This is a genomic window from Synechococcus sp. W55.1 (assembly GCF_047461655.1).
Taxonomy (GTDB): Bacteria; Cyanobacteriota; Cyanobacteriia; order Thermostichales; family Thermostichaceae; genus Thermostichus.
This window is the reverse complement of record NZ_JANSHN010000028.1, coordinates 17,711-40,016: the sequence shown is the minus strand read 5'-3', so window position 1 is coordinate 40,016 and position 22,306 is coordinate 17,711. Positions and strand designations below refer to the sequence as shown.

Below are 22,306 nucleotides of genomic sequence, written 5' to 3'. Positions count from 1 at the left end.
GCCAGGAACTTCTTGAGTTTTCTCTATCTCGTCAGTGCTCTCTTTTGGCTCAAATGAAAGATCAACACAACCTAGGATACGCACGGTGCGATCCTCCGACATCCGCAAGTTTTGCTTCTGCAGGTCGCTGTTGAACACCGGCAAAACAGAGGTGGCCCGAAGGCCGTACTCCAGCTCTTCAAGGCTGTCCAGATCGGGGGGTACAGGCTCGGAGATCACCCCAAAGCTCTGCTGATGGACGAAGTGGGGATGGGCATTGTCAAAGGAGTTTTCCATCAGGCGCAGGCCAGCACATTTCCAGACCTCATAGAACTGATGAATTTGGCGAAACCGGGGATCCGCCACCTCTGAGATCTCGGGAATATCGGTCAAGGGATCCGCCAATGCCACCCAAACATAGCCATAGCGCTCTTGGCAGCGAAACCCCTCCACCTTGTAGGTGCGAGGGATGAAGTTGTCTGTAAGTTGGGGTACCTTCACACAGGTGCCAGAGCCGTCAAATTCCCAGCCGTGATAGGGGCAGCGGATGTGGCCATTGCAAACAACCCCTTTGGAAAGTTGGGCCGAGCGATGGCAGCAACGATCCAAGACGGCGCAAGGCTGCCCTGACTCATTGAGCCAAAGCACCAGAGGAGTCTTCAGCAGCGTGAAAGCTTGTGGGCCGGTTTCCAGGGCCGACATCGGGATCACGGGGTACCAAAACCGCCTCAGGACAGGTTGCTGGGTAACAAGCATAAACCCGCTCCACAAGCTCTAGTTCGGAGAATCATGAGCTGGCTTTTCGTGAGCCTAGGTGGCTCAAAGCACCGCCCCCCGTGAAAAAGATAGGCGTTGAAATGGCAGAAGTCCGTATAAGCCAACACAGCTTTGCCCTGGGCGCGTTTGTGCATCGATGGCTACCCCTCTGCCCGGGGATGGGCTATTGATCGAAGGAAGCAGAGAAGCGTCGGTGGGCTTCTGTTGGCATGTGGCTGTGAGGAAAGGTGGAAAGGTGCAAAACGAATTGAACCCCGCTCGAGATCCTTGTAGCGCAGGGATCCCGGCCCAACCTGCCGCAGAGCTCAGCTCTCTCGAACCAGAACCGGCTGCTGAGAGCCGGCCAAACCAACTGACGGATCCAGATCCTCGCCTCAGCCGTTCTCAACAAAAACGAGAGCAGGAACGCCGCTCCTTACCTTGGCGTCTGGGGCTGGCCAATGTGCTCTCGGCAGGGTTGCATTTCATCGCGATGAGCTGGGTGGGTTGGCAGCCTAGGATCCGGGAAGAGGAGGAGATCCTCCCCTTTCAGTGGGTGGAGGTGGCAGACGAGCCGCCCCCAGAGCCGCAGTGGATTGCGCCCGTCTCCGCCCGTGAGTCCGGTGTCTCTGAACCTCGGGATCACGTATCGGTGCGGCAGTCGCAAGTGGCCAATCCAGGTGAATGGGTAGAGGTCACTTCTGCAACGGCACAGCCTCTGCTCGCCTCAGCCGCAGGGAGTCCTGTCCCTGAGATCCTTTCTCCGCCGACAAGGGAGCTTGAGGTGCCCCAGCCCGCCCGGAACTCTGCCTCTCCTCAGCAGCAGCCAGAGGCCAGGTTAGAAAATCTGTCAGCGGGTTTAGCAGCTCTGGAGCAGGCAGTTGCCGATCACAATTGGGCGGAGGCGCTACATCTGACGGAAGAATGGCTGGATCACTGGCCTCTGTCCTCTCCACAGCGCCAGCAACTGCAGGACTATCGTCAGCATCTGCAAAGCCTACTGGCTACCTCCTCGGCAGCAGCAGTGGAGACCAAATCGGCTCAGATCTCTCCTGCTCAATCCCTCAAGCCTCAACCCGAAAGAGCAGCAAGTTCTCCTGAGGTTTTGCCACAACCCTACCTGTCGGCTCCAGCGGATCCGCATCCAACTTTGCCCTCTCCAGAGCCGATCGCAGCCCCGTTGGAAGAGCCTTCTCCCACCTTGCCCCCGACTTTTCCTACCGGATCCCACAACTCCGACTTCGGTCGCACCAGTGGGATCGAGTCCTCTCAGGCAGGCCCACCCAGCCTAAATGCCACCGCCGATCCGGATTGGGGAGACTACTTGGCTCAATTCCAAGAAAGGGTTCGCCAACACTGGATGGTACGGCGGGCATCCGGATCCTACGTAACGGTGGTGCAGGTGCGTCTGGATCGACAGGGATCCCTGCGGGAACTGCGCCTGCAAACCCCCTCAGAAGATCCCCTGTTGGATGCAGCCGTGCTCAGTGCCATCCAGCGCTCAGCCCCCTTTGCTCCTTTGCCCGAGAGCTATGTTGGCGAAGAACTGATGCTGGAAATTAACGTGTTGAGCGGATCCCTGCAGGCTGGCCCAACCCAGATTCCGAGAAACTAACGTCAGAACCTCAGGCAAGGCCACAAGCCCTGTTCAGAGGGGTTCAGATTTCCGAGTGTCGGCAGTAGCCTAGGCCATGGACTTGCGGCGGTTGCGCCGGACGGCCACCGCTTTGCGCTTGCGCTTTTCTAGGTTGGTTTCAAAGTGCCGATGGTTGCGCAAATCCCGCAAAATGCCCGCCTTAGAAACCTGGCGCTTGAAGCGGCGCAGCGCCGATTCGATCCCTTCGTTTTCGCCAATCGTCACTTGGGTCATAAGCAAGACATCTCCTCCGTCAATCAATGGGATGGACTCGGTTACAACAGGGATCCCTATCCTAAACCATCTCCGCCCCGCTGCTTGCTGCTACAGTTCCTATTCACTGTAGCCGGCTGCCAAAGTTGAGCCCCGCAACCACCTCACCTTCCCTCAAATTGACAACGAATGAAGCAGTTGTCCCGGTGGGGGGTGGAGGGGAGGGTGGTGCTGGAGTTGGGCTGGGGGCACTGCCGATTACCGATTGCACAAAACCGGCGAAGCTAGACACCCGCGTATACACCCCATAGAAATTGGGCTGGGCGCAGCCTCTGCCAAAACTGGTGATCCCGGCCAGGGCAAAACCCCTGCCGCTGGGCACAATCAAAGGCCCACCACTATCGCCCTGACACGCATCGACTCCTCCCTGGGGAAAGCCGGCGCAGAGCATGGTATCTAAAATGGTGCCATTGTAGGATTGGGGCGCATTGCACACCGCATTGGAGACGATGGGAACGGTGGCCTGCTGCAAATCTTGGGGAAAGCCGCTGGCTTCCTCGTTGTCCAGAGCACGGGGGAAGGTAGCTCCCCAGCCGAGGATGGTGGCGGCAGTGCCAGGGGCCGTCAGGTTGGTTTGGTTGGGCTGCACCAGTGGCAGGGTGGCCAGAGCCACTGGCCGAGAAAGGCGCACCAGGGCAATGTCATTCCCCCCAAGTTTCCCCACCTGGGGGTTGTAGCCGGGGTTGAGGACAATTTGCGCGGCGCGAATGCGTTGGCCGGCACCGATTTGCAGGCGGTTGGTACCCAACAGCAGATCCAGATCTTGGGGATTCACCTGCCGGCCTTGCTCGTCGAAAAAACAATGGGCAGCGGTGAGTACCCACTCCGGTGCAATCAGGGATCCGCCGCAAAACTGCGCTTGAAAAGGATCTGGCTCAGCCGCCCTCAGCAAAGCCACCATCCAGGGAAAGGCCCCCGGCTGAGCTGGCCTGCCGCCCACAATCCGCTCCAGCCCCAAGCCTGAGCGCGGCGTGGTGAACACTCGCCCCGGGGGCAAAAGGGCAGTGACGCGGTAGGTGCCAGGGGGCAAGTTGGAGAAGCGGAAGTTGCCGCCGCCGTCGCTGACGGTGCTGGGCTCCCCCGGGTCGAGGCGGCCATTGCCGTTTAAGTCCAAAAAGGTGGCGATGCCCGGCAGCCCCGGCTCCCCCGGATCCCGCAGCCCATTGCCGTTGAGATCGTCGAAATGGGATCCCTCAATTCGTCCTGTGGGAGGAGCTGAGACTGGGGGAAGCGGGCGACTGGAACCCCCGCCGCCACAGGCGCTTAGGCTCAGGGCCAGACACAACCCCAGCGGAATAGACCAAGAGCGAGCCAAGCCCAAGGAGGAATGGGATCGCGAGAGATGAGGCATGGTCAGATTCTCCAAAGCCAGCCGGTTGTGCTAGTCAAGGCTATCATACCGGCGAAGCCTAAAGATTGCGGAACCGGGAACGCTTCCCCCCGCGCCCGGCTCTTCCGATTTGCCCCAAGACCCAACGTGGCGATGCGCACTTTAGCCTCTTGCCGCCTGCGCAACTGGGCAGTAAAACCAGGGTGGGAGGGTGTGTGGCAGATGAATATCGCGGTCTTGGGGTTCAAAGGGGGCGTGGGCAAAACCACCACGGCGGTACACCTGGCCCTCTACCTTCAGCAAAAACAAGGGGCAGCTCCTGCGGGTGGGTCGGGGATGGCCCTGTTGATCGACGCCGATCCCAATCGCTCGGCCTCTCGCTGGGCAGAACGGGGATCATCCTTTCCTATCAAGGTATTGGCCGGGGATCCCACCACTCCCACGCCCACAGGCTTTCAGCACACGGTGATCGACACTCCTGCCCGTCCCACCCCGGAACAGTTACACGCTCTGGCGCAGCGGTGTGATCTGCTGCTTTTGCCCTGTTCCCCGGATGCCTTGGCTCTAGATGCCTTGATGCTGACCGCCAAGGCCCTAGACCGGTTGGGGGCAAAGCACTACAAGGTCTTGCTGACGCTGGTTCCCCCCTGGCCCAACCGAGATGGAGCGGAGGCCCGCAACTTTCTCAAGCAAGTCGGGATTCCTCTCTGCCACCATTCCATTCGCCGCACGGTGGCTTTTCAACGGGCTGCTCTGGAGGGGGTCTGTGTTCACGAGATCCCAGAGCCGAGAGCCAAACAAGCTTGGTCAGACTACGTTGCTGTGGGGGAGGAAATCTCGTCATGAGCAAGTTTGAGCGCCTTCTCGACCGGCAGCCAGAGGGGATCCCGGCCCGACCCGCCCCGAAAAAGCTGAGCGCCCAAGCCTACAAGATTCCAGAACCCAAGCCGACCCTCGAGCAACCGGAAGCAGGCGCCAAGCCCAACAGCTCTGAGTACGTCAAATTGACGGCCTACATCCCCAAAGAGACTCACCGAGCCGTGAAGCGCATCCTGTTGGAATCGGATCAAGATCTTTCGGAGCTGATCGAGGCGCTGCTCAGCCAGTGGCTGCGTTCTCAGTCGGGAAAGGTCTGAACATCAGGGAAGAGGGGCATTGCCAGACCCCACAGCCGCTCAGGGATCCCGCTGTCGGGGATCGGAGGGAGCCCACAGATTCCAGTTGAGAGCCAGATAGGAATAAGATGAAGGGGCGTGAGGCAGGGATCCCCGAACGCGAGGTGGGGCCGTTCGCAATAGCGGGACGGAGCCTTTGGGCACGCTGCGCGAGGGGAAGTCTGTGTTGGGAGGATGTCACGCTCTTTCAGGTGCAAAGGGATCCTTTATGCAAGCCATCACCTTGCTCGGCTCCACCGGCTCGATTGGCACCCAAACTCTGGACTTGGTGGCCCAGTATCCGGAGCGTTTTCAGGTTGTTGGCCTGACCAGCTACAGCAACGTCGCCCTCTTGGCCGAGCAGGTACGGCGGTTTCGGCCCCAGATGGTTGCCATTGGCCGGGAAGAACTGCTGCCGGAGCTGCGGTCGCTGCTGACCGGGATCCGACCGCTGCCGGAGTTGGTGGCCGGAACGGAGGGGCTGTGTCAGGTGGCGGCTCACCCGGCGGCCCAGCGGGTGGTGACGGGGATCGTCGGCTGCGCCGGTTTATTGCCAACCCTGGCGGCCATCCGCGCCGGCAAGGATATTGCCCTGGCCAACAAAGAAACCCTGGTGGCGGGGGGCCCGGTGGTGCTGCCCCTGGTGCGCGAGTACGGGGTGAACCTGATCCCCGTCGATTCTGAGCATTCGGCCATTTTCCAATGTTTGCAGGGGGTGCCGGCGGGATCCCTGCGAAAAATCTTGTTGACTGCCTCGGGGGGGGCCTTTCGGGATTGGCCTGCCGAAAAACTGGATCAGGTCACTCTGGCCGATGCCCTCAAGCACCCCAACTGGGTGATGGGGCGCAAAATCACCATCGACTCGGCCACCCTGATGAACAAGGGCCTGGAGGTGATCGAGGCCCACTGGCTGTTTGGCCTGGACTACGACCACATCGACATCCTCATCCATCCGCAAAGCATTGTCCACTCCCTGATCGAACTGGCCGATACCTCGGTTCTGGCCCAGTTGGGCTGGCCGGACATGCACCTGCCCATCCTCTACGGCCTCAGTTGGCCGGAACGCCTGGCCACCCCCTGGGATCCCCTCGATTTGGTCAAGCTGGGATCCCTCACCTTTAAGGCTCCGGATCACCGCAAGTACCCCTGCATGGAGTTGGCCTATGCCGCTGGACGGAGGGGGGGAACGCTGCCGGCAGTGTTGAATGCGGCCAACGAAGCGGCGGTGGCCCTGTTCTTGCAGGAGCGCATCCGTTTTTTGGATATTCCCCGTCTCTTGGAGCGGGTTTGTGAGCGGCATCAAGTTATCGCCGATCCCAGCCTGGAGGATATTTTGCAGGCGGATGCCTGGGCGCGGCAGGAAACAGCGCAATTGGCCCAGCAAGCTCCGGCTCAGGTTCTGGCCTGATCCCTACCGGGGGGATCCGGCTGAGCGCTAGAGTGGGAGAGGATGCAGGGAGCAAGTGAGTGACCGGATCGGGATCCCATCTCCGACAGTTGGCCCATTATCTGCGCCCCTATCGACGACAGGTGGGGTTGGGCATTGGATCCCTGCTCTTGGTCAATGGCCTGGGGGTGTTCCTGCCCTGGTACGTCAAGCTGGTCATCGATGACCTCAGCCAGAACCTGGCCACTTTGTCGGCCCGGCGCATTGCCCTTTACGCCTTGACGGTGCTGGTCGTCTCCAGCCTGATGATGGGCATTCGCATTGCCTCGCGGGTGTGGATGTTTGGGGTGGGACGGCAGGTGGAGTTTCACCTCAAGCAAGCCATCTTCGAGCATTTGCTCACCCTGCAGCCTTCCTACTTTGCCCAGCAGACCATCGGGGACATTCTCACCTGCATCACCAGCGATGTGGAAAACATCCGCCGCCTGTTGGGGTTCGCCCTGCTCAGTTTGGCCAACACGATCTTCGCCTATGCCACCACTCTGCCCGCCATGTTTGGCATTGAGCCCCGCCTCAGCGCACTGGCCCTATCGGTGTTTCCGGTGATGTTGGTCTTGGTCAAGCTGAGCAGTGCCCGCCTGCAGCAGGAGCAGCTCCAGGTGCAGCAGGAGTTGGCAGATCTGAGCGATCTCATCCAAGAAGATCTGAACGGCATCACCGTCATCAAGGTATACGGCCAAGAACAGCACGAGCAGCAGGGGTTTCGCCGCCAGAACCAGCGGCTGCTGCAGGCCAATTTACGCTTAGCCCTCACCCGCAACTTGCTCTTCCCCTCTTTGGTGGCGCTGGTCAGCCTCAGTTTGTTGCTACTGCTGGCGGTGGGGGGGCCGCAGATTGCGGCAGGGACGCTGACCATCGGGGATTTTTCGGCCCTCACCCTCTACGTGGAACGGTTGGTATTTCCCACCGCCCTGCTGGGCTTCACCATCACGGCCTACCAGCGGGGGCAGGTCAGCTTGGAGCGGATCGATGCTCTGTTGGGGGTAGAACCCACCATCCGAGACGCCCCAGGCGCTTTGCCGTTGCCTCTGGAGAGGGTGCAGGGTCGCCTCGAGGCCAGAGGTCTCGCGTTTGCCTTCGCCGGCCCTGCGGCAGCTCCGGCTCTAGAGGATTTGCACTTTTGCATAGAACCGGGCCAGATGGTGGCGGTGGTGGGGCCGATTGGGGCGGGCAAGTCCACTCTGGCCAATGCCCTTCCTCGGCTGCTGGAGATCCAGCCGGGGCAACTGTTTTTGGATGGGCAGGATATCACCCAGATTCAACTGGGATCCCTGCGGCGGGCCATTGCCTATGTGCCCCAGGAGAGCTTCCTGTTCAGCGCCACGGTCCGGGATAACATTCGCTACGGCAAGCCGGATGCCGAAGATTGGGAGGTGGAATGGGTGGCCAAAGCCGCCCACATCCACGCCGAGATCCTCAACTTTCCCAAGGGCTACGACACTCTGGTGGGAGAGCGGGGCATTACCCTCTCCGGTGGCCAGCGACAGCGGGTGGCCTTGGCCCGGGCTTTGCTGGTGGATGCTCCCATCTTGATCCTGGATGACTCTCTCTCCAGCGTGGACAATCAGACGGCTCAGGCCATTCTTCGCCATCTGCGTCGGGTCACGGCCCAGAAAACGGTGATTCTCATCACCCATCGCCTTACGGCTGCGGTGGAAGCCGATCAGATTTGGGTGATGGACAGGGGCCGCCTCGTGCAGAAGGGATCCCATGCCGAATTGCTGGCGGACGAGAAGGGCCTCTATGCTTCCCTGTGGGCCAAGCAGAAGCTGGAGGAGATACTGGCCTGATTTCTTCACCCCTGGCTCCTCTCCCAAGGTAAAGAGGGGATCTCGCTGGCGCTCTGGTCGGAAAGGGGGTTGAGCGGCTACCGTAAGCTGCAAAGCAGGGAGGAGTGGTGGAATGGAGACTGTTGGGATTGTTCGCGCTAGGGGTGCGGAGCGCCCTCTGTGGGAATTGCTCAGCCAAGCCGGGATCCAGCCCCGATTGGCCCAGGGATCCTTGGAGGGGGTGCAAGTTTGGAGCCTGTGTGCCGACTCCCGCCAGGTGCAGGCCGGGGATCTCTTTCTGGGGATGCCGGGATCCCGCGTGGATGGGGGTTGCTTCGTGGCCCAGGCCCTGGCGGCAGGGGCGGTGGCCGCCCTGATCTCCCAGGAGGCGTGGGAGAGCTTGTCTTCTCAGGAGTTGCTGTCGCAGCAGCCTATCCTGCTTATGCCGCGCGAGGCTCTCCCCAAGGCCGTGGCCCAGGTGGCGGCGGCTTTCTATGGTTTTCCCGCCCGTCAACTGACCTTGGTGGGGGTAACGGGCACCAACGGCAAAACCACCACCACCCATCTCATTGAACATTTGGTGCAGGCTGCCGGTCGCTCCACCGCTTTGCTGGGCACTCTGTACAACCGCTGGCCGGGCCACAGCGAAGTTGCTCCCCACACCACCCTTTTTCCGCCTGAACTGCAGCGCAGCCTCAGGGAAGCCCAGAGAGCCGGGGCGGAGGTGGCGGTGATGGAGGTGAGCTCCCATGCTCTCGCTCAAGATCGGGTGTGGGGATGTTCCTTTGCCGCTGCCGTCTGGACCAACCTCACCCAGGATCACCTGGACTTTCACCAGACGCTGGAGAACTACTGGCAGGCCAAGGCCACCCTCTTCCGACAGGAATATCTCCAAGGGCGGGCGGTGATCAACGCCGACGATGCCGGGGGACGGCGGCTTTTGCAGGCCATCCAACCCTCTTTGGATCCCTGGGCCTATTCTCTGCAGCCCCTGCAGGGGATCCCCGGCCTCTGGCCCAGCAACGTTCAATTGCACCCCAGCGGCTTACAGGCGACGCTCCACACCCCCTCTGGCGCCTTTGCCGTGGCAGCCCCCCTGGTGGGATCCTTCAACCTGGCCAACCTGCTGGCGGCGGTGGGGGTAGCCCTGCACTTGGGGATCCCTGTCGAGATCATCCAGTCGGCCCTGCCCCACTTTCCGGGCGTACCGGGGCGGATGGAGCGGGTGACCCTGCCGGGGCAGGATATCGCGGTAGTTGTGGACTATGCCCACACCCCCGACGGGCTGGAAAACCTGCTCAAGGCCCTGCGCTCCCAGGTGCAAGGTCAGCTTATCTGTGTCTTTGGCTGTGGGGGGGATCGGGATCGGGGCAAACGACCGCAGATGGGACGCATTGCCGCCACCTGGGCAGATCAGGTGATTGTTACTTCCGACAACCCCCGCACCGAAGATCCCCAGCAGATCCTGCGGGATATTCTGGCCGGGATCCCTGGATCCCCCAGGGCGGTGGAGGTGGATCGGCGGCAGGCCATTCGCCTGGCCATCCTCGAAGCGCGGCCAGGGGATACAGTGGTGATCGCCGGCAAAGGCCACGAAGACTACCAAATCCTGGGCACCGAGAAGGTTCACTTCGACGACCGGGAAGAAGCCCGTGCCGCCCTGGCCCTGCGCCTGAACAGCCATAGCCCCTCCCGATAAACTCCTCTCTCTCTTCGGAAGAGGGGCTGGGGGTGAGGATTGCCAACAGCAAGTCAAAAGGCTTACAGTTGCCCACATGGGCTACCTAAAGATGGGCTAGACTCAGTACAACGAGAAGCACAAGCCCTATGCCTTCTTCTTCCGTGGATGTTCGCGAGCTACCCCTGTTTCCCTTGCCGGAGGTGGTACTGTTTCCGGGCCGCCCTCTGCCGCTGCACATATTCGAGTACCGCTACCGCATGATGATCAACACCATCCTGGAGACGGATCGCCGCTTTGGGGTGCTGATGTTCAATCCCCAGACGGGATCCCCGGTGCGGGTAGGGTGTTGTGCTGAGGTGTTGCAGGTGCAGCGCTTGCCGGATGACCGTATGGACATTTTGACCTTGGGGCAGCAGCGCTTCCGCGTCTTGGATTACGTGCGGGAAAAACCCTTCCGGGTGGGGCTGGTGGAATGGATTGAGGATGAGCCGACCACCCCTTCCGATGACCTGCAGGGCTGGGTGCGCCAGGTTACCACTCTCCTTCAGGATGTGGTGCGTCTCTCGGGCAAGCTGATGGAGCGGGATGCAGAGTTGCCGGAGCAGCTCCCCACCACTCCCATAGAATTGTCCTACTGGGTGGCCAGCCACTTTCATGGAGCCCCCCAAGAGCAGCAAGCTCTGCTGGAAATGGTCAGTACCGAAAGCCGGCTGCGCCGGGAAGCCGAAATTCTTGAGTCCACCCGCAAGCACTTGGCCGCCCGCACAGCCCTCAAGGATCTGTTCACGGAAATTTCCTGAGGTTCCCGTTAACCGATCAGATTTGCTCCCATCTGTTCGGGTAGCTCTTGTGGGTTCTTCCAGAGGGGACAATTCGGCCTTCTCGGCTCCCTGCAGAAGAGAAAGTTGGGTATACCTTCCCATTTTTCATGCCCTACCCTCGCCGCTACTTGCGCTTTCCCTCTCAGATCCTGGGCCGGGAAATGGAGATGCTCCACTTCGGGCATCACGGCTACCCGCTGATCTGTCTGCCCACCAGCAACGGGCGTTTTTTCGACTTGGAAGATCGCGGCATTATCGCCAGCCTCAGCCATCATCTGGAACAGGGCTATTTGCAGGCTTTTTGCGTGGAAACCCTGGATTGGGAGACCTTTTTCAACCGCGAGCTGGACTTGCCCCAACGTCGGGATCGTTGGCTGTTGTTGGAGCAGCACTGGGTAGAAGAGCTGATCCCCTATGCCAAAGCGGAAGCGCAAAATGAGTTTTTGGTAGTGGCCGGTTTTTCCCTGGGGGCTACCCATGCGGTCAACCTCACCTGTCGGCACCCCGGCTTGGTGCGCCGTTGCTTGGCCCTGGGGGGGCCCTACGATGTGGCGGCTCTCGGCTCCATCACCGGCTGGGATCCCCAACGGGCAGAGCAGGAGCTGTATTTCATCAACCCGCTGGCCTATATGTCCAACATGAGCCGGCAACTCTGGGATCACTTGGGCGGGCGCAACACCGAGCTGAAGCTGCTCACCGCTCGCCACGACCACTGCCTCAGCGACAACCTGCGTCTGGCGGAAGTGCTTAGCCGCAACAACATCCCCCATCAACTGGAGGTATGGGAGGGGAATCACGATTGGCCCACTTGGCAAGCGCAAATCCGCGCCTTCGCGTAGGATCCCTTGCAGGGAATAGCTTTTGACGAGAGAGCTTTGATGATTGAAGACTATTGGGTTGGCAGCCTGCACTTCAGCGAGCCTTTCGGGGACGATACTCTGGCTCGCCTCAACGCACTTCCCCCTGTTCAAGCTCGCAACGGCCAAACTTACAAGATCCGGGCCGAACATGTCACCATTCATGAGGTGAACCTGGATTACCGCACCAAGTATCGCTTGATCCTGGATCGCTTCAGCTACCTTTACCCCCAAGCCATCGGCCTATTCATGGGCTTTGCCTTTCGGGGGGTTTACCTCATCAACAACCCCTTTAGCTTTTATTACTACCTGCGCAACAAAGATGCTGCCTACATGGTGGTCAAAGAGCTGGGGATCTCCATCCCCAAAACTTACATTCTGCCCCCTAAAGAAGCCCCTGCATTGAAAGCAGAGGACTTTAAGTATCATAAGTTTTTCGATTGGCAGGGGATGGCAGAAGACCTGGGCTGGCCAATGGTGATCAAGCCGGCGGAGGGGCGAGAGGCCATTGGAGTAGAAATAGCCCACAACATGGAGCAGCTCCTCTATTTTTACGACCGCTCTGGATCTCAGGTGATGATGATCCAAGAGAAGGTCAAAACCCCTTACCCTTGGCAGATTCGCGCCCTCTGCATTGGCCGAAAGATCATTCCGATCAAGTATATCTTTCGCAAGTTCGATGCCAGCGAATATCTGTTTGATCCAGAATTTCTTACCCCGGAAATGGGCCAGAAAGTCATCAATACCTGTCGGATTATCAATCGAGTTTTGGGCTATGAAATGAACTCGGTGGAGCTATTCATCGACGAGCAGGGAGAGCTGCAGGCCATCGACTTTAACAATCCGGTGCCCGATGGGCGGCTCAAGGCTTTGGGAGAGATCTTCTACAACGATTACCAGCAGGCCCTTTGCGATTTGGTCTTGGACATCGTGCGGGAACAGCGTCCTTTCGACTTCCTGCCCCCAGATATCAACCGCTTTGCCCACATTGCCCGACGGGCCGATCTCACCCGCGAGCAGAAGTTTCAGATGGCTTTGGAATTGGCCAACCGTTACTACGAGCCCAGGGATCCCGATTAAAATCAAACCAGAACCCAAAAGTGTGGTTTTCCGCCGGAGAAGTTGTGGACGGGCAAAGGAGCAGCAGCGTGGTTTCCGACCCCGTTTCAGGGTGGTACGTGATCAAGCAGGCGCAGGGATCCTGCCAGGTGCTGCATTTGGCGGCGGGGGATCCCCTCTTGAGTCGGCAAGAGCATTGGGGGCCTTTTCCCAGCCAAGCTGAGGCAATTGCACGGCGGGTTGGTCTGATCCGAGCAGGCAAATGTCAACCGGCTTGAAATGGCGCTGGTGCCACGATATTCGCGAGATCCCGGCAGTGGCCTGGCACGCTTTGCAAACGGAGCGCACCTCTCCTTTTTTGGAATACGAATGGTTGCACAGCCTAGAAAGCTCAGGTTGTGCCAGCCGCAAGACGGGGTGGCTGCCCTGTCACTTGTTGGTGGAGGCAGACGGCCAGTTGATTGCTGCTGCCCCCTTGTATTTGAAAAGCCACAGTCAAGGGGAGTTTGTCTTCGACCAAGAATGGGCTGCAGTTGCCGGCCAACTGGGGGAACGCTACTACCCGAAGTTAATCGGCATGGCCCCCTTTACTCCGGCTACGGGCTATCGCATTCTCGTTCATCCTGAGCGTTCGGAAGCGGAGGTGTGGCCATTGATGCTGGCAGCCATTGATCGGTTTTGCCAAGAAAAAGATATTTCGGTATTTAGCTTGCTTTATGTGGATCTGGACTGGCGGACTCAACTGGAATCGGATGGATTTACGCCCCGGATCACCCACAACTACCAGTGGCACAACCCCGGCTACCGCTCTTACGAGGACTTTTTGAGCCAGTTCAATGCCAACCAGCGTCGCAACATCAAGCGAGAGCGGGCTGCAATGGAAAAAAGCGGCCTAGAACTCAAGATTTACACAGGAGAGGAGATCACGCCGCGCCTGTTGTCTCTGATGTACGACTTTTACAGCAACACCTGTGCCCAATTTTGGAACTGGAGCAAATATCTCAATCGCCGCTTTTTCGAGTCTCTCTATCCCGACTATCGGGAGCGGGTGGTGCTGGTGGCCGGGGAGCGGGATGCAGAAATTGTGGGGATGTCTTTTTGTATTCGTAAGGGGGATCGCCTCTTCGGGCGCTACTGGGGTTGTCGGGAGGAGGTGAAGTTTTTGCACTTTAACGTTTGCTATTACGAGCCCATTGCCCTCGCCATCCGGGAAGGGATCCGCAACTTTGATCCCGGCGCAGGGGGATCCCATAAGATCCGACGGGGATTTCCGGCCACGCCTGTGTACAGCTACCACCGCTTCTATAGCCGAAGGCTGCAACAGGTTTTGGTGCCCTACCTGAACCGGGTTAACCCTCTCATGTTGGCCGAGCTGGAGAATGTGAATCAAAACGAGGTTCCTTTTCGAGAAGATGTTTTGCCTTCTCTATCTGCTTTGACCAAGGAGTAATCCACTCCATTGGATCGGGTTTTCAATCCCTGTCAGCAGTTGGCGGCTGACATGCTTTTTGCCCTGCTACAGCTTTTTTCGGCAATACTGACTCCAGCCAACACAGACCTGACCTATGGTTGTAGTTACTTCGAATTTCGGCGAAACGGCTTAATGGAACATCCGATCCCTTCCGTCCTTCCTGATCCCGTCAAACCTGGGGATCTCTTGGCGTTGGAGGTCACGGCCCTGACCCCCCAGGGAGATGGCATTGCCCACACGGTAGGACTTGGACAAGGGCGAGTGGTGTTTGTGTCCCAGGCGGTGCCCGGGGATCAGGTGGTGGCCCAAATAACCGAGATCAAGCGCAACTACTTGGTCGGGAGAATTCGGTCGCTGGTTTCTCCCTCTCCCGAACGGGTGCGACCGGCCTGCATCGTGGCGGACAAATGTGGTGGCTGCCAATGGCAACACGTCAGCTATGGCCAGCAGTTGGCCACCAAGCAGCAAATTCTCAGAGATGCGCTGGAGCGGATTGGCGGTCTTGCTCTGCCGGAGCCTGTCCCCATTTTGGGATCCCAGCAGCCGCTGCGCTATCGCAACAAGGTCACCTACCCCATGGCCAAACCGGAGGGCCAGCCCTTGCGCATGGGCTACTACCAACGGGGCAGCCACCGCCTGGTGAACCTCAACCAATGCCCCGTGCAAGACGAGCGGCTGGATGTGTTCCTGAGGGAAATCAAGCGGGATCTCCAAGAAACGGGCTGGAGTGTCTACGACGAAAGTCGTCACCAAGGTCATCTCCGCCACTTGGGTTTGCGCATCGGTCGCCGCACCCGCGAGGTGCTTCTTACCTTGGTCAGTTGCAGTCGTCGCCTGCCCCATCTGGAAAGCTGGGCCGAACGCTGGATGCAGCGCTACCCCGACCTGGTGGGGGTCTGTCTCAATCTCAACTCGGCTCGTACCAATGCCATCTTCGGCCCGGAGACTGAGGTCATTGCCGGTCGAGGGGCTCTGCGGGAGGAATTTGCCGGTTTTTCCCTCTGGATCGACAGCACCTCTTTCTTCCAGGTCAACACAGAGCAAGCAGAAGCCTTTTTCACCTGGATAGCCGACCAACTAAACCTGCGGGGAGAAGAGACCATCCTGGATGCCTACTGTGGCATCGGCACCTTAACCTTGCTGCTGGCCCAACGGGCGAAACGGGTGGTGGGGGTGGAAGCCTTGCCGGAAGCAGTGGCCCAAGCCCGCTACAATGCCCAGTTCAACGGTATCGCTTCGGCCCAATTTTTCGAGGGCACGGTGGAACAGGTTTTGCCAACCCTGCCCCCTGCCGACATTGTGGTGCTGGATCCGCCGCGGCGCGGCTGCGACCGCCAAGTGCTCGAGACCTTAAAGCTGCGGCGACCACCGCGCATCGTTTACATTAGCTGTCACCCTGCCACTTTGGCGCGAGACTTACAGGTCTTATTGGCAGAGGGCTCCTATCGCCTCACCCAATGGCGGGCGGCTGACTTCTTTCCCCAAACCGGGCACGTGGAGGGGGTGGCCTTTCTGGAGCGAGTTTGAATTGGAAAGGATCACGCACCTTGGCAAGACCTCAGTCGCCCAGCACTGTGCAGCGGAGCAAAAGATACAGTCGTTTCGCCTATTTCCTTTCTTCCCTTGAGAGAGGGGCCAGGGGTGGTCGCGTTGGCGGCGCGGAGCGCTTGGGAGCGGATTCACCGGTTGGGAAAGCGCACCGTCGAGGGGCCGCAAATGCTAACGTCGGAGTAGGGATCTTCCGGCCTAGCAAGGGATCCCGTTACCCTGGTTTTTGGCTTTTTCTCCGAGATCTGGATGTTAAGAGCTGGAATTGTCGGCCTGCCCAACGTAGGCAAATCCACTTTGTTCAACGCCCTCTGTGAAAACGCCAAAGCCGAGGCGGCCAACTTTCCCTTCTGCACCATTGAGCCGAATGTGGGGCGGGTGGCAGTGCCCGATGAGCGCCTACAGGTGCTGGCCAAGATCAGCGGTTCTGCCGAGATCATCCCCAGCCAAATCGAGTTTGTGGATATTGCCGGGCTGGTGGCTGGAGCCAGCAAGGGGGAGGGTCTGGGCAACCAGTTTCTCTCCCACATTCGCCAGGTGGACGCCGTGGTGCACGTGGTGCGCTGCTTCCAAGACGAGAACATTGTGCATGTGGCGGGTTCGGTGGATCCCTTGCGGGATATCGGGGTGATCAACTTGGAGCTAGCCTTGGCGGATTTGGCCCAGATCGAGCGGCGCATAGAGCGGGTGCGCAAGCAGGCAAAGTCCGACAAAACCGCCCAACTGGAGTTGCAGGCTCTGGAACAATTACAGGCTGCCTTGGACGAGGGCAAGCCGGCTCGCCTGGTACCCCTCAGCCCAGAAGAAGAGCAGTTGATCAAAGGGTTGGGGCTGCTCACCCGCAAAAAAGTCATCTACGCCGCCAATGTGGCGGAAACGGATCTGGCCAGCGGCAATGCCTGGGTGGAGCAGGTGCGGCAATTTGCCGAGGCGGAAGGGGCAGGTGTGGTGGTGGTCTCAGCCCAGGTGGAGGCGGAACTGGTGGAGCTGCCCCCCGACGAGCGACAGGCCTATCTGGATTCGTTGGGGGTGAAAGAAGGCGGGCTGAAATCCCTAATCCGGGCCACCTACGAGCTGTTGGGCTTGCGCACCTACTTTACCTCTGGCCCCAAAGAAACCCGCGCTTGGACGATTCCAGTCGGCGCCACAGCCCCTCAGGCAGCCGGGGTGATCCACTCCGATTTTGAGCGGGGCTTCATCCGGGCCGAGACGGTGGCCTATGCCGATCTGGTGGCGGCGGGATCCCTGAATGCCGCCAAAGAAAAGGGCCTGCTGCGCAGCGAAGGCAAAGACTACGTAGTGCAGGAAGGGGATGTGATGCACTTCCGTTTCCATGTCTAGCTCCCCATCCCCCTGCATCTCTCAGCCGTCTCTCTCAGGCAAGCTGGGTTTTCTCAGCAATTTAATCCGCCCTGGACAAGGGATCCCAGCTTGGCGCCTTAGCTCCAGTTGGGTCTGAGAAGCAGCCCTTTCCTGAGAGAACTGTTGACGCTGTAACGAAACATCACAATAATTGGACTAGATAAACAAATGTTTTAGGGATGTATTGATGGATCTGCTGCAATACGGCCCGATGGCCTGGGTTTACATGGCAATCTTTGCCTCTATCATTTGGTGCATCTGGGGTCGTTCCGAAGACGACATCATGTTCTAGAGTGGGATGAGTTCCTCTGCCGACTCAGGCCAACCCCAGCGTCTGAGTTGGCGGAGGCTCTTCCCCAGGTTGCATTCTGCAAGCCGGAGACGCCGAAGCATTTCACTGGATTTCAGCCATGCGTGGGGCTTGGGCCATAGTATCCTGAGCTGCGGGAGACTCTTTCCTTGCCCCAGCAGCACAAACCAGCATGCTCTTTGCGCAGGATCATCTTCTGAAGGTTAGAAGTGTTACCAGCTTGACCTCTCGGCGTCCCCTGCCCAGGGCCGAAAAGGCGGCGGAAGGCTATCGCCTCTCGTGGCGCGGGGTTGCGGTGATGGGGGTGCTCAACGTAACACCCGACAGCTTTAGCGATGGCGGCCTGTGGGGATCCCCAGAAGCAGCCGTGCAGGCAGCCGAGGCCATGGCGGCGGCAGGGGCCTTGATGGTGGATGTTGGCGGCGAGTCCACCCGCCCAGGGGCAGATCCGGTGCCGGTAGAAGTGGAATGCGACCGGGTTTTGCCGGTAATTCGAGCTTTGCAGGGATCCGGGATCCCCATCAGCATCGACACCCGCAAGCCGGAGGTGGCAGCGGCGGCTTTGGCTGCCGGCGCCCACTTGGTGAACGACGTAACCGGGCTGCGGGATCCGCAGATGGTGCAGGTGTGTGCCGAGGCGGGGGTGCCGGCGGTGATCATGCACATGCGGGGAGAGCCGCGCACCATGCAGCAGCAGACCGACTATGCTGACCTGGAGGGGGAGGTTTTCGGTTTTCTCAGGGAACAGGCAGAGCGGGCCCTAGCAGCGGGCGTGCCCAGCGTTGTTTTGGATCCGGGCTTGGGCTTTGCCAAAACTGCTGAGCAGAATGTAGTCCTGCTTAAAGCCCTACCGCGGCTGGTGGCCTACGGCTACCCAGTTTTGGTGGGGGCATCCCGCAAAAGTTTTGTGGGCAAGCTTTCCGGCATTGCCGTACCTAATCAGCGAGACAGCGCCAGCGTGGCCGTGCACCTGTTTGCAGCCAGCCGGGGGGCTGCCCTGGTACGGGTTCACAACGTGCCGGCTCATGTTTCCGCCCTTGCCACTTGGGAAGCTCTGCACCATGACGCAGGGTAGGCTGGTGCTGCAGGGCCTCGTCTTTCATGCCTATCACGGCCACTGCCCGGAGGAAGCGGTTTTGGGTGGGCGTTTTGTGGTGGACGTGGAGATGCGGCTTTCCCTAGCCGAGATCCAAGATGACCTCTCGCGCACGGTGGACTACGCCCAGGTGTACGAGAGGGTGCGGCAGGAGGTGACCGGCCAACGCTACCGCTTGGTCGAGACCTTGGCAGACCAGATTGCAGAGCGGCTGTGGCAGAGCTATCCCCAACTGGAGGCCCTGACCGTGCGGGTTCACAAGCCCCAAGCTCCCCTGCCGGGGCTGTTCGATGATGTTTACGTAGAGATCGACCGTCGCCGATCTGTATGAATCCCGACCTGGCCTACATTGCCCTGGGAAGCAACTTGGGGGATCCGCTGCAGCAGTTGCGCTTGGCTGTGCAGAAGTTGCGCCGGTTGGGAGAGGTGGCGGCCCGTTCCAGTCTCTACCGCAGCCCAGCCCAAGGGGGGCCACCCGGACAGCCTGACTACCTTAACGCAGTGGTGGCGTTGGATCCCTTTCCCCCCTACCGGTCTCCCCTGGAGTTGCTCGGGGCGCTGCTGGCCATCGAGCAGGAGGCAGGACGGGTGCGGCGCATCCGCTGGGAGGCCAGAACCCTGGATTTGGATCTGCTGGCCATGGGCAGCCGCATCCTGAACAGCCCTGAGCTGACGTTGCCCCACCCCCGCATGATGGAACGTGCTTTTGTCTTAGCTCCCTTGGGGGAGATCGCTCCCGACTGGCGTCACCCTGAGACCGGTGTGGGGGTCAAAGAGGCGCTGGTCAGTTTGGATCAGTCCTGGCTGGAGCGCACAACCCTCGGCTGGGAGTAAGAAAGAGTTTGGTAAGCTGGTTAGGGATTTCGGCAAAAGGGATCCCATGGACAGCCTCCAACTCTGGCAGCGCTACTGCGATTGGCTTTACTACCATCCCGGCCTGGAGATTTTCGTCGATATCAGCCGCATCCGTTTCACTCCCCCTCAGGTGGAAGCGCTACGGCCTCGCTTTGCCCAGGCTTTTGCCGATATGCAGGCTTTGGAGGCAGGAGCCATTGCCAACCCCGACGAAGGCCGCCAGGTGGGCCACTATTGGCTGCGGGCGCCCGAGCTGGCTCCCACCCCTGAAATCCGGCAGGCCATTCAGGATTCCATTGAGCGAGTGGAAACCTTTGCCGAAAAGATCCATCGCGGAACCATCCCGGCCAGCGGGGGGGGACGGTTCACCGAGCTGCTCTGCATTGGCATTGGCGGCTCAGCTCTGGGGCCGCAATTTGTGGCGGAGGCCCTGGCTCCGCTGCACCCCCCCCTGAACATCCACTTCATCGACAACACGGATCCCGACGGGTTTGACCGGGTGCTGGGGCGGCTGGCAGACCAACTGGGGCAAACCCTGGTGATCACCACCTCCAAATCCGGCGGCACCCCAGAGCCCCGCAATGGCTTGGTGGAGGTGAAGCTGGCCTACCAAAAAGCCGGGATCCCTTTTTCTGCCCATGCGGTGGCCATCACCGGCCCCGGCAGCCAATTGGAGCAGCAGGCGCGGCAGGAGGGGTGGTTGGAGGTCTTCCCCATCTTCGACTGGGTGGGGGGGCGCACCTCCGAAACGTCCCCGGTGGGCCTGTTGCCGGCAGCGTTGCAGGGCATTGATATCCGGGCTTTGCTGGCCGGGGCAGCCACCATGGATGAGGCCACCCGCCTGCCCCACCTGGAGCGCAATCCCGCCGCTCTGCTGGCCATGGCCTGGTACATCGTCGGTCAAGGGCAAGGGCGCAAGGACATGGTGGTTTTGCCCTACAAGGATCGCCTGCTGCTGTTTAGCCGTTACTTACAACAGTTGGTGATGGAATCCCTGGGCAAATCCCACGATCTAAACGGCAACCGTGTGGAGCAGGGCATCGCCGTTTACGGCAACAAGGGCACCACCGACCAACATGCCTACGTCCAGCAGTTGCGGGATGGCTTGAACAACTTCTTTGTCACCTTCATCGAGGTGCTTCAGGATCGGGAGCCTGGGATCCCTTCCCCCTTCGTGGAGCCGCAGGTGACCAGTGGCGACTACCTGAACGGCCTGCTGCAGGGCACCCGCCAGGCCCTCTACGAAAACGGTCGCGACTCCATTACCGTGACGCTGCCACGGGTAGATGCCCGCTCGGTGGGGGCCTTGATCGCCCTCTACGAACGAGCCGTGGGCCTCTATGCCTCCCTAATCCAGATCAACGCCTACCATCAACCGGGGGTGGAAGCAGGCAAAAAAGCCGCCAGCGCCGTCTTGGAGCTGCAACGGCGGGTGCTAGAGACGGTGCAGGAGCAGCAGGGATCCCTGACTTTGCCCCAACTGGCGAAGCAACTGGGCTGCCCGGAGCGCATAGAAACCCTGTACTGGATTGTGCGGCACTTGCACGCCAATGGCCGCGGAGTGCTCTTGACAGGGGATCCCGCCTGCCCCTTGGAGCTGAACATCCAGCCTCGGCCTGCTTGAGCCTCGAGTTTCCTGGAGCAAGTGCGGAGAGCAGGCTTGAGTTGGTCAATCTGTACCTCGCCTTAAGCCCTTCCCGGCCAGCCGACCCCCCTGCCTAGAATCGAGCAAGAGTCCACTCCAGGAGGAGACTATGGATCAATCTGCTGCCGTCCTGCCCCTACAAACCCCGAAAGATGTCTCCATCGAAGATATTGAGCAGGAGCTGAACAAGATCTGGTCTTCCAAAGGAGAGAGCGTTGCCGCCCGCGCTGCCACCTTTACCCTGGTGGTGTACGAATCTCTGGACGATGCGCTGTTGCTGCCTTCCCCCACCGTCGAAGCCATCGCCACCCAGAACCCCTGTCGCGTCATTGACCTGCGCGCCAAACGAGAGGGATCCCCAGACGATGCCATCGAGGCCCAGGTGGCCGCCTATTGCCCGGTGACCCGTGAGCAGCGCAGCTCGTTGGTCTGTTGCGAATACATCACCCTGAAAGCGCCCGAATCGGCCTTTGTGCGGGCCTGCAGCACCGTTGCCTCGCTGCTGATCCCCAACTTGCCCACCTTTTTGTGGTGGCAAGGGGATCTGGATTTGAACAGCTTGCTGTTTCAAAAATTGGTGGCTCTGAGCAACCGGGTCATCGTCGATTCACGGGGCTTTGTCAATCCAGAAGAAGATCTGCAGGAAATCCACCTCTTGGTGGGTGAGGGGCGCCACTGTGGGGATCTCAACTGGCGGCGGCTGCTGCCTTGGCAGGAACTCACCGCCCAAGCCTTTGACCCTCCCGACCGGCGGGAGTCCCTATACCTCGTAGATCGCGTGAACCTCGACTACAAAGCCGGCAATCCCTGCCAGGCGTTCCTTTTCCTGGGCTGGCTGGCCGGTCGCCTGGGATGGACTCCCACAGAGCGGGTTCAGGCTCAGGAGCACGATTACCAGATCGACCGTATCCGCTTGCAAACCCAAAGGGGCGGCGAGGTGATGGCAGAACTGGCCGCTGTGCCCTTGGCCTCGGAAATCAGCCAGCCGGGGGATCTCATCGGGCTGCGCCTTACCTCCAGCAACCAAGAAGCCGACGCCTGTACTGTGCTGTGCTCCGAAATCACAGGGTGTATGCGCATGGAAGCCATGGGGGGCGCTCAGAGATGTGTGGTTCGCCAGGTGGCTCCCCTGGAGCAGGATTCCCTCGACACCCTGCTGGCTGCCGAGTTGCAGCGGCTTGGCCCCGACTACCTCTACGAAGAAACCCTAGGGGTGGTGGATCAGATGCTGAAGCTGGGCAAAAGCTGAGATCCGCT

The 22,306-nt window shown here is 60.0% G+C and carries 21 protein-coding genes; 18 read left to right on the top strand and 3 right to left on the bottom strand.

Annotated features, from left to right (window positions below; all coding sequences use genetic code 11):
* A partial coding sequence (locus NW816_RS12570; protein WP_414409377.1) for a Rieske 2Fe-2S domain-containing protein occupies window positions 1–735 on the bottom strand: 735 nt, incomplete at its 3' end.
* A 256-nt stretch (window positions 736–991) separates the two neighbouring features.
* Here NW816_RS12570 and NW816_RS12565 point away from each other — a divergent pair.
* Entirely contained in the window at window positions 992–2,350 is a 1,359-nt protein-coding gene (locus tag NW816_RS12565; protein ID WP_414409376.1) for a TonB family protein, read from the top strand.
* Between the two features lie 69 nt (window positions 2,351–2,419).
* Here NW816_RS12565 and rpsU read toward each other — a convergent pair whose 3' ends face one another.
* Together rpsU and NW816_RS12555 are read right to left on the bottom strand one after the other, a co-directional pair.
* The gene (gene rpsU / locus NW816_RS12560) at window positions 2,420–2,605 is read right to left on the bottom strand and encodes a 30S ribosomal protein S21 (RefSeq protein WP_011432857.1); all 186 of its coding nucleotides are present in this window, start codon (window positions 2,603–2,605) and stop codon (window positions 2,420–2,422) included.
* A gap of 103 nt (window positions 2,606–2,708) precedes the next feature.
* Window positions 2,709–3,995 (bottom strand): trypsin-like serine protease, encoded by a 1,287-nt coding sequence (locus NW816_RS12555; protein WP_414409375.1) that lies wholly within the window; start codon window positions 3,993–3,995, stop codon window positions 2,709–2,711.
* 201 nt (window positions 3,996–4,196) lie between these two features.
* Between NW816_RS12555 and NW816_RS12550 the strand changes: the two genes are divergently transcribed.
* From NW816_RS12550 to NW816_RS12470, 17 genes are all read left to right on the top strand, one after another.
* Entirely contained in the window at window positions 4,197–4,820 is a 624-nt protein-coding gene (locus tag NW816_RS12550; RefSeq protein ID WP_041436401.1) for a ParA family protein, read from the top strand.
* Entirely contained in the window at window positions 4,817–5,110 is a 294-nt protein-coding gene (locus NW816_RS12545) for a hypothetical protein (RefSeq protein ID WP_011432860.1), read from the top strand. The genes NW816_RS12550 and NW816_RS12545 overlap by 4 nt, the downstream gene beginning before the upstream one ends.
* 247 nt (window positions 5,111–5,357) lie before the next feature.
* On the top strand, window positions 5,358–6,536 hold the full coding sequence (locus NW816_RS12540; RefSeq protein WP_414409374.1) for a 1-deoxy-D-xylulose-5-phosphate reductoisomerase: 1,179 nt from the start codon (window positions 5,358–5,360) through the stop codon (window positions 6,534–6,536).
* A 59-nt stretch (window positions 6,537–6,595) separates the two neighbouring features.
* Window positions 6,596–8,365 (top strand): ABC transporter ATP-binding protein, encoded by a 1,770-nt coding sequence (locus tag NW816_RS12535; RefSeq protein ID WP_414409373.1) that lies wholly within the window; start codon window positions 6,596–6,598, stop codon window positions 8,363–8,365.
* 112 nt (window positions 8,366–8,477) lie between these two features.
* On the top strand, window positions 8,478–10,043 hold the full coding sequence (locus NW816_RS12530) for a UDP-N-acetylmuramoyl-L-alanyl-D-glutamate--2,6-diaminopimelate ligase (protein WP_414409372.1): 1,566 nt from the start codon (window positions 8,478–8,480) through the stop codon (window positions 10,041–10,043).
* Window positions 10,044–10,171: 128 nt separating this feature from the next.
* Window positions 10,172–10,825 (top strand): LON peptidase substrate-binding domain-containing protein, encoded by a 654-nt coding sequence (locus tag NW816_RS12525; protein ID WP_414355826.1) that lies wholly within the window; start codon window positions 10,172–10,174, stop codon window positions 10,823–10,825.
* 128 nt (window positions 10,826–10,953) lie between these two features.
* A complete protein-coding gene (locus NW816_RS12520; RefSeq protein WP_414409371.1) occupies window positions 10,954–11,685 on the top strand; it encodes an alpha/beta hydrolase-fold protein in 732 nt (243 codons plus the stop codon).
* Window positions 11,686–11,724: 39 nt separating this feature from the next.
* Window positions 11,725–12,783: an ATP-grasp domain-containing protein gene (locus NW816_RS12515; protein WP_414329283.1), complete on the top strand. Its 1,059-nt coding sequence runs from the start codon at window positions 11,725–11,727 to the stop codon at window positions 12,781–12,783.
* A 68-nt stretch (window positions 12,784–12,851) separates the two neighbouring features.
* On the top strand, window positions 12,852–13,040 hold the full coding sequence (locus NW816_RS12510; RefSeq protein WP_414355828.1) for a hypothetical protein: 189 nt from the start codon (window positions 12,852–12,854) through the stop codon (window positions 13,038–13,040).
* Window positions 13,025–14,212 carry a GNAT family N-acetyltransferase gene (locus NW816_RS12505; protein ID WP_414409370.1) on the top strand — a complete coding sequence of 396 codons (1,188 nt, stop codon included), beginning with the start codon at window positions 13,025–13,027 and terminating at the stop codon, window positions 14,210–14,212. The genes NW816_RS12510 and NW816_RS12505 overlap by 16 nt, the downstream gene beginning before the upstream one ends.
* A 153-nt stretch (window positions 14,213–14,365) precedes the next feature.
* Window positions 14,366–15,760 (top strand): 23S rRNA (uracil(1939)-C(5))-methyltransferase RlmD, encoded by a 1,395-nt coding sequence (gene rlmD, locus NW816_RS12500; protein WP_414409369.1) that lies wholly within the window; start codon window positions 14,366–14,368, stop codon window positions 15,758–15,760.
* Window positions 15,761–16,030: 270 nt separating this feature from the next.
* Entirely contained in the window at window positions 16,031–17,122 is a 1,092-nt protein-coding gene (ychF, locus tag NW816_RS12495; RefSeq protein WP_414409368.1) for a redox-regulated ATPase YchF, read from the top strand.
* A gap of 551 nt (window positions 17,123–17,673) precedes the next feature.
* Window positions 17,674–18,528: a dihydropteroate synthase gene (gene folP, locus NW816_RS12490; protein WP_414409367.1), complete on the top strand. Its 855-nt coding sequence runs from the start codon at window positions 17,674–17,676 to the stop codon at window positions 18,526–18,528.
* Complete coding sequence (gene folB / locus NW816_RS12485; RefSeq protein ID WP_414409366.1) at window positions 18,515–18,880, top strand: dihydroneopterin aldolase; 366 nt, start codon at window positions 18,515–18,517, stop codon at window positions 18,878–18,880. The genes folP and folB overlap by 14 nt, the downstream gene beginning before the upstream one ends.
* Entirely contained in the window at window positions 18,877–19,383 is a 507-nt protein-coding gene (folK, locus tag NW816_RS12480; RefSeq protein WP_414409365.1) for a 2-amino-4-hydroxy-6-hydroxymethyldihydropteridine diphosphokinase, read from the top strand. Before folB ends, folK begins: the two co-directional genes overlap by 4 nt.
* Window positions 19,384–19,429: 46 nt before the next feature.
* Window positions 19,430–21,028, top strand: coding sequence for a glucose-6-phosphate isomerase (locus NW816_RS12475; protein ID WP_414409364.1), 1,599 nt, complete (start codon window positions 19,430–19,432; stop codon window positions 21,026–21,028).
* A gap of 130 nt (window positions 21,029–21,158) precedes the next feature.
* Entirely contained in the window at window positions 21,159–22,298 is a 1,140-nt protein-coding gene (locus tag NW816_RS12470) for a glucose-6-phosphate dehydrogenase assembly protein OpcA (protein WP_011434453.1), read from the top strand.
* Window positions 22,299–22,306 lie beyond the last annotated feature (8 nt).

Bases quoted from the DNA above. Each gene is read 5' to 3' on its own strand.
- ychF (WP_414409368.1), top strand. From the start codon at position 16,031: ATGTTAAGAGCTGGAATTGTCGGCCTGCCCAACGTAGGCAAATCCACT.
- NW816_RS12540 (WP_414409374.1), top strand. From the start codon at position 5,358: ATGCAAGCCATCACCTTGCTCGGCTCCACCGGCTCGATTGGCACCCAA.
- folB (WP_414409366.1), top strand. From the start codon at position 18,515: ATGACGCAGGGTAGGCTGGTGCTGCAGGGCCTCGTCTTTCATGCCTAT.
- NW816_RS12475 (WP_414409364.1), top strand. From the start codon at position 19,430: ATGGACAGCCTCCAACTCTGGCAGCGCTACTGCGATTGGCTTTACTAC.
- NW816_RS12520 (WP_414409371.1), top strand. From the start codon at position 10,954: ATGCCCTACCCTCGCCGCTACTTGCGCTTTCCCTCTCAGATCCTGGGC.
- NW816_RS12470 (WP_011434453.1), top strand. From the start codon at position 21,159: ATGGATCAATCTGCTGCCGTCCTGCCCCTACAAACCCCGAAAGATGTC.
- NW816_RS12530 (WP_414409372.1), top strand. From the start codon at position 8,478: ATGGAGACTGTTGGGATTGTTCGCGCTAGGGGTGCGGAGCGCCCTCTG.
- NW816_RS12525 (WP_414355826.1), top strand. From the start codon at position 10,172: ATGCCTTCTTCTTCCGTGGATGTTCGCGAGCTACCCCTGTTTCCCTTG.
- folK (WP_414409365.1), top strand. From the start codon at position 18,877: ATGAATCCCGACCTGGCCTACATTGCCCTGGGAAGCAACTTGGGGGAT.
- NW816_RS12545 (WP_011432860.1), top strand. From the start codon at position 4,817: ATGAGCAAGTTTGAGCGCCTTCTCGACCGGCAGCCAGAGGGGATCCCG.
- NW816_RS12555 (WP_414409375.1), bottom strand. From the start codon at position 3,995: ATGCCTCATCTCTCGCGATCCCATTCCTCCTTGGGCTTGGCTCGCTCT.
- NW816_RS12505 (WP_414409370.1), top strand. From the start codon at position 13,025: ATGTCAACCGGCTTGAAATGGCGCTGGTGCCACGATATTCGCGAGATC.
- NW816_RS12515 (WP_414329283.1), top strand. From the start codon at position 11,725: ATGATTGAAGACTATTGGGTTGGCAGCCTGCACTTCAGCGAGCCTTTC.
- rpsU (WP_011432857.1), bottom strand. From the start codon at position 2,605: ATGACCCAAGTGACGATTGGCGAAAACGAAGGGATCGAATCGGCGCTG.
- rlmD (WP_414409369.1), top strand. From the start codon at position 14,366: ATGGAACATCCGATCCCTTCCGTCCTTCCTGATCCCGTCAAACCTGGG.
- NW816_RS12550 (WP_041436401.1), top strand. From the start codon at position 4,197: ATGAATATCGCGGTCTTGGGGTTCAAAGGGGGCGTGGGCAAAACCACC.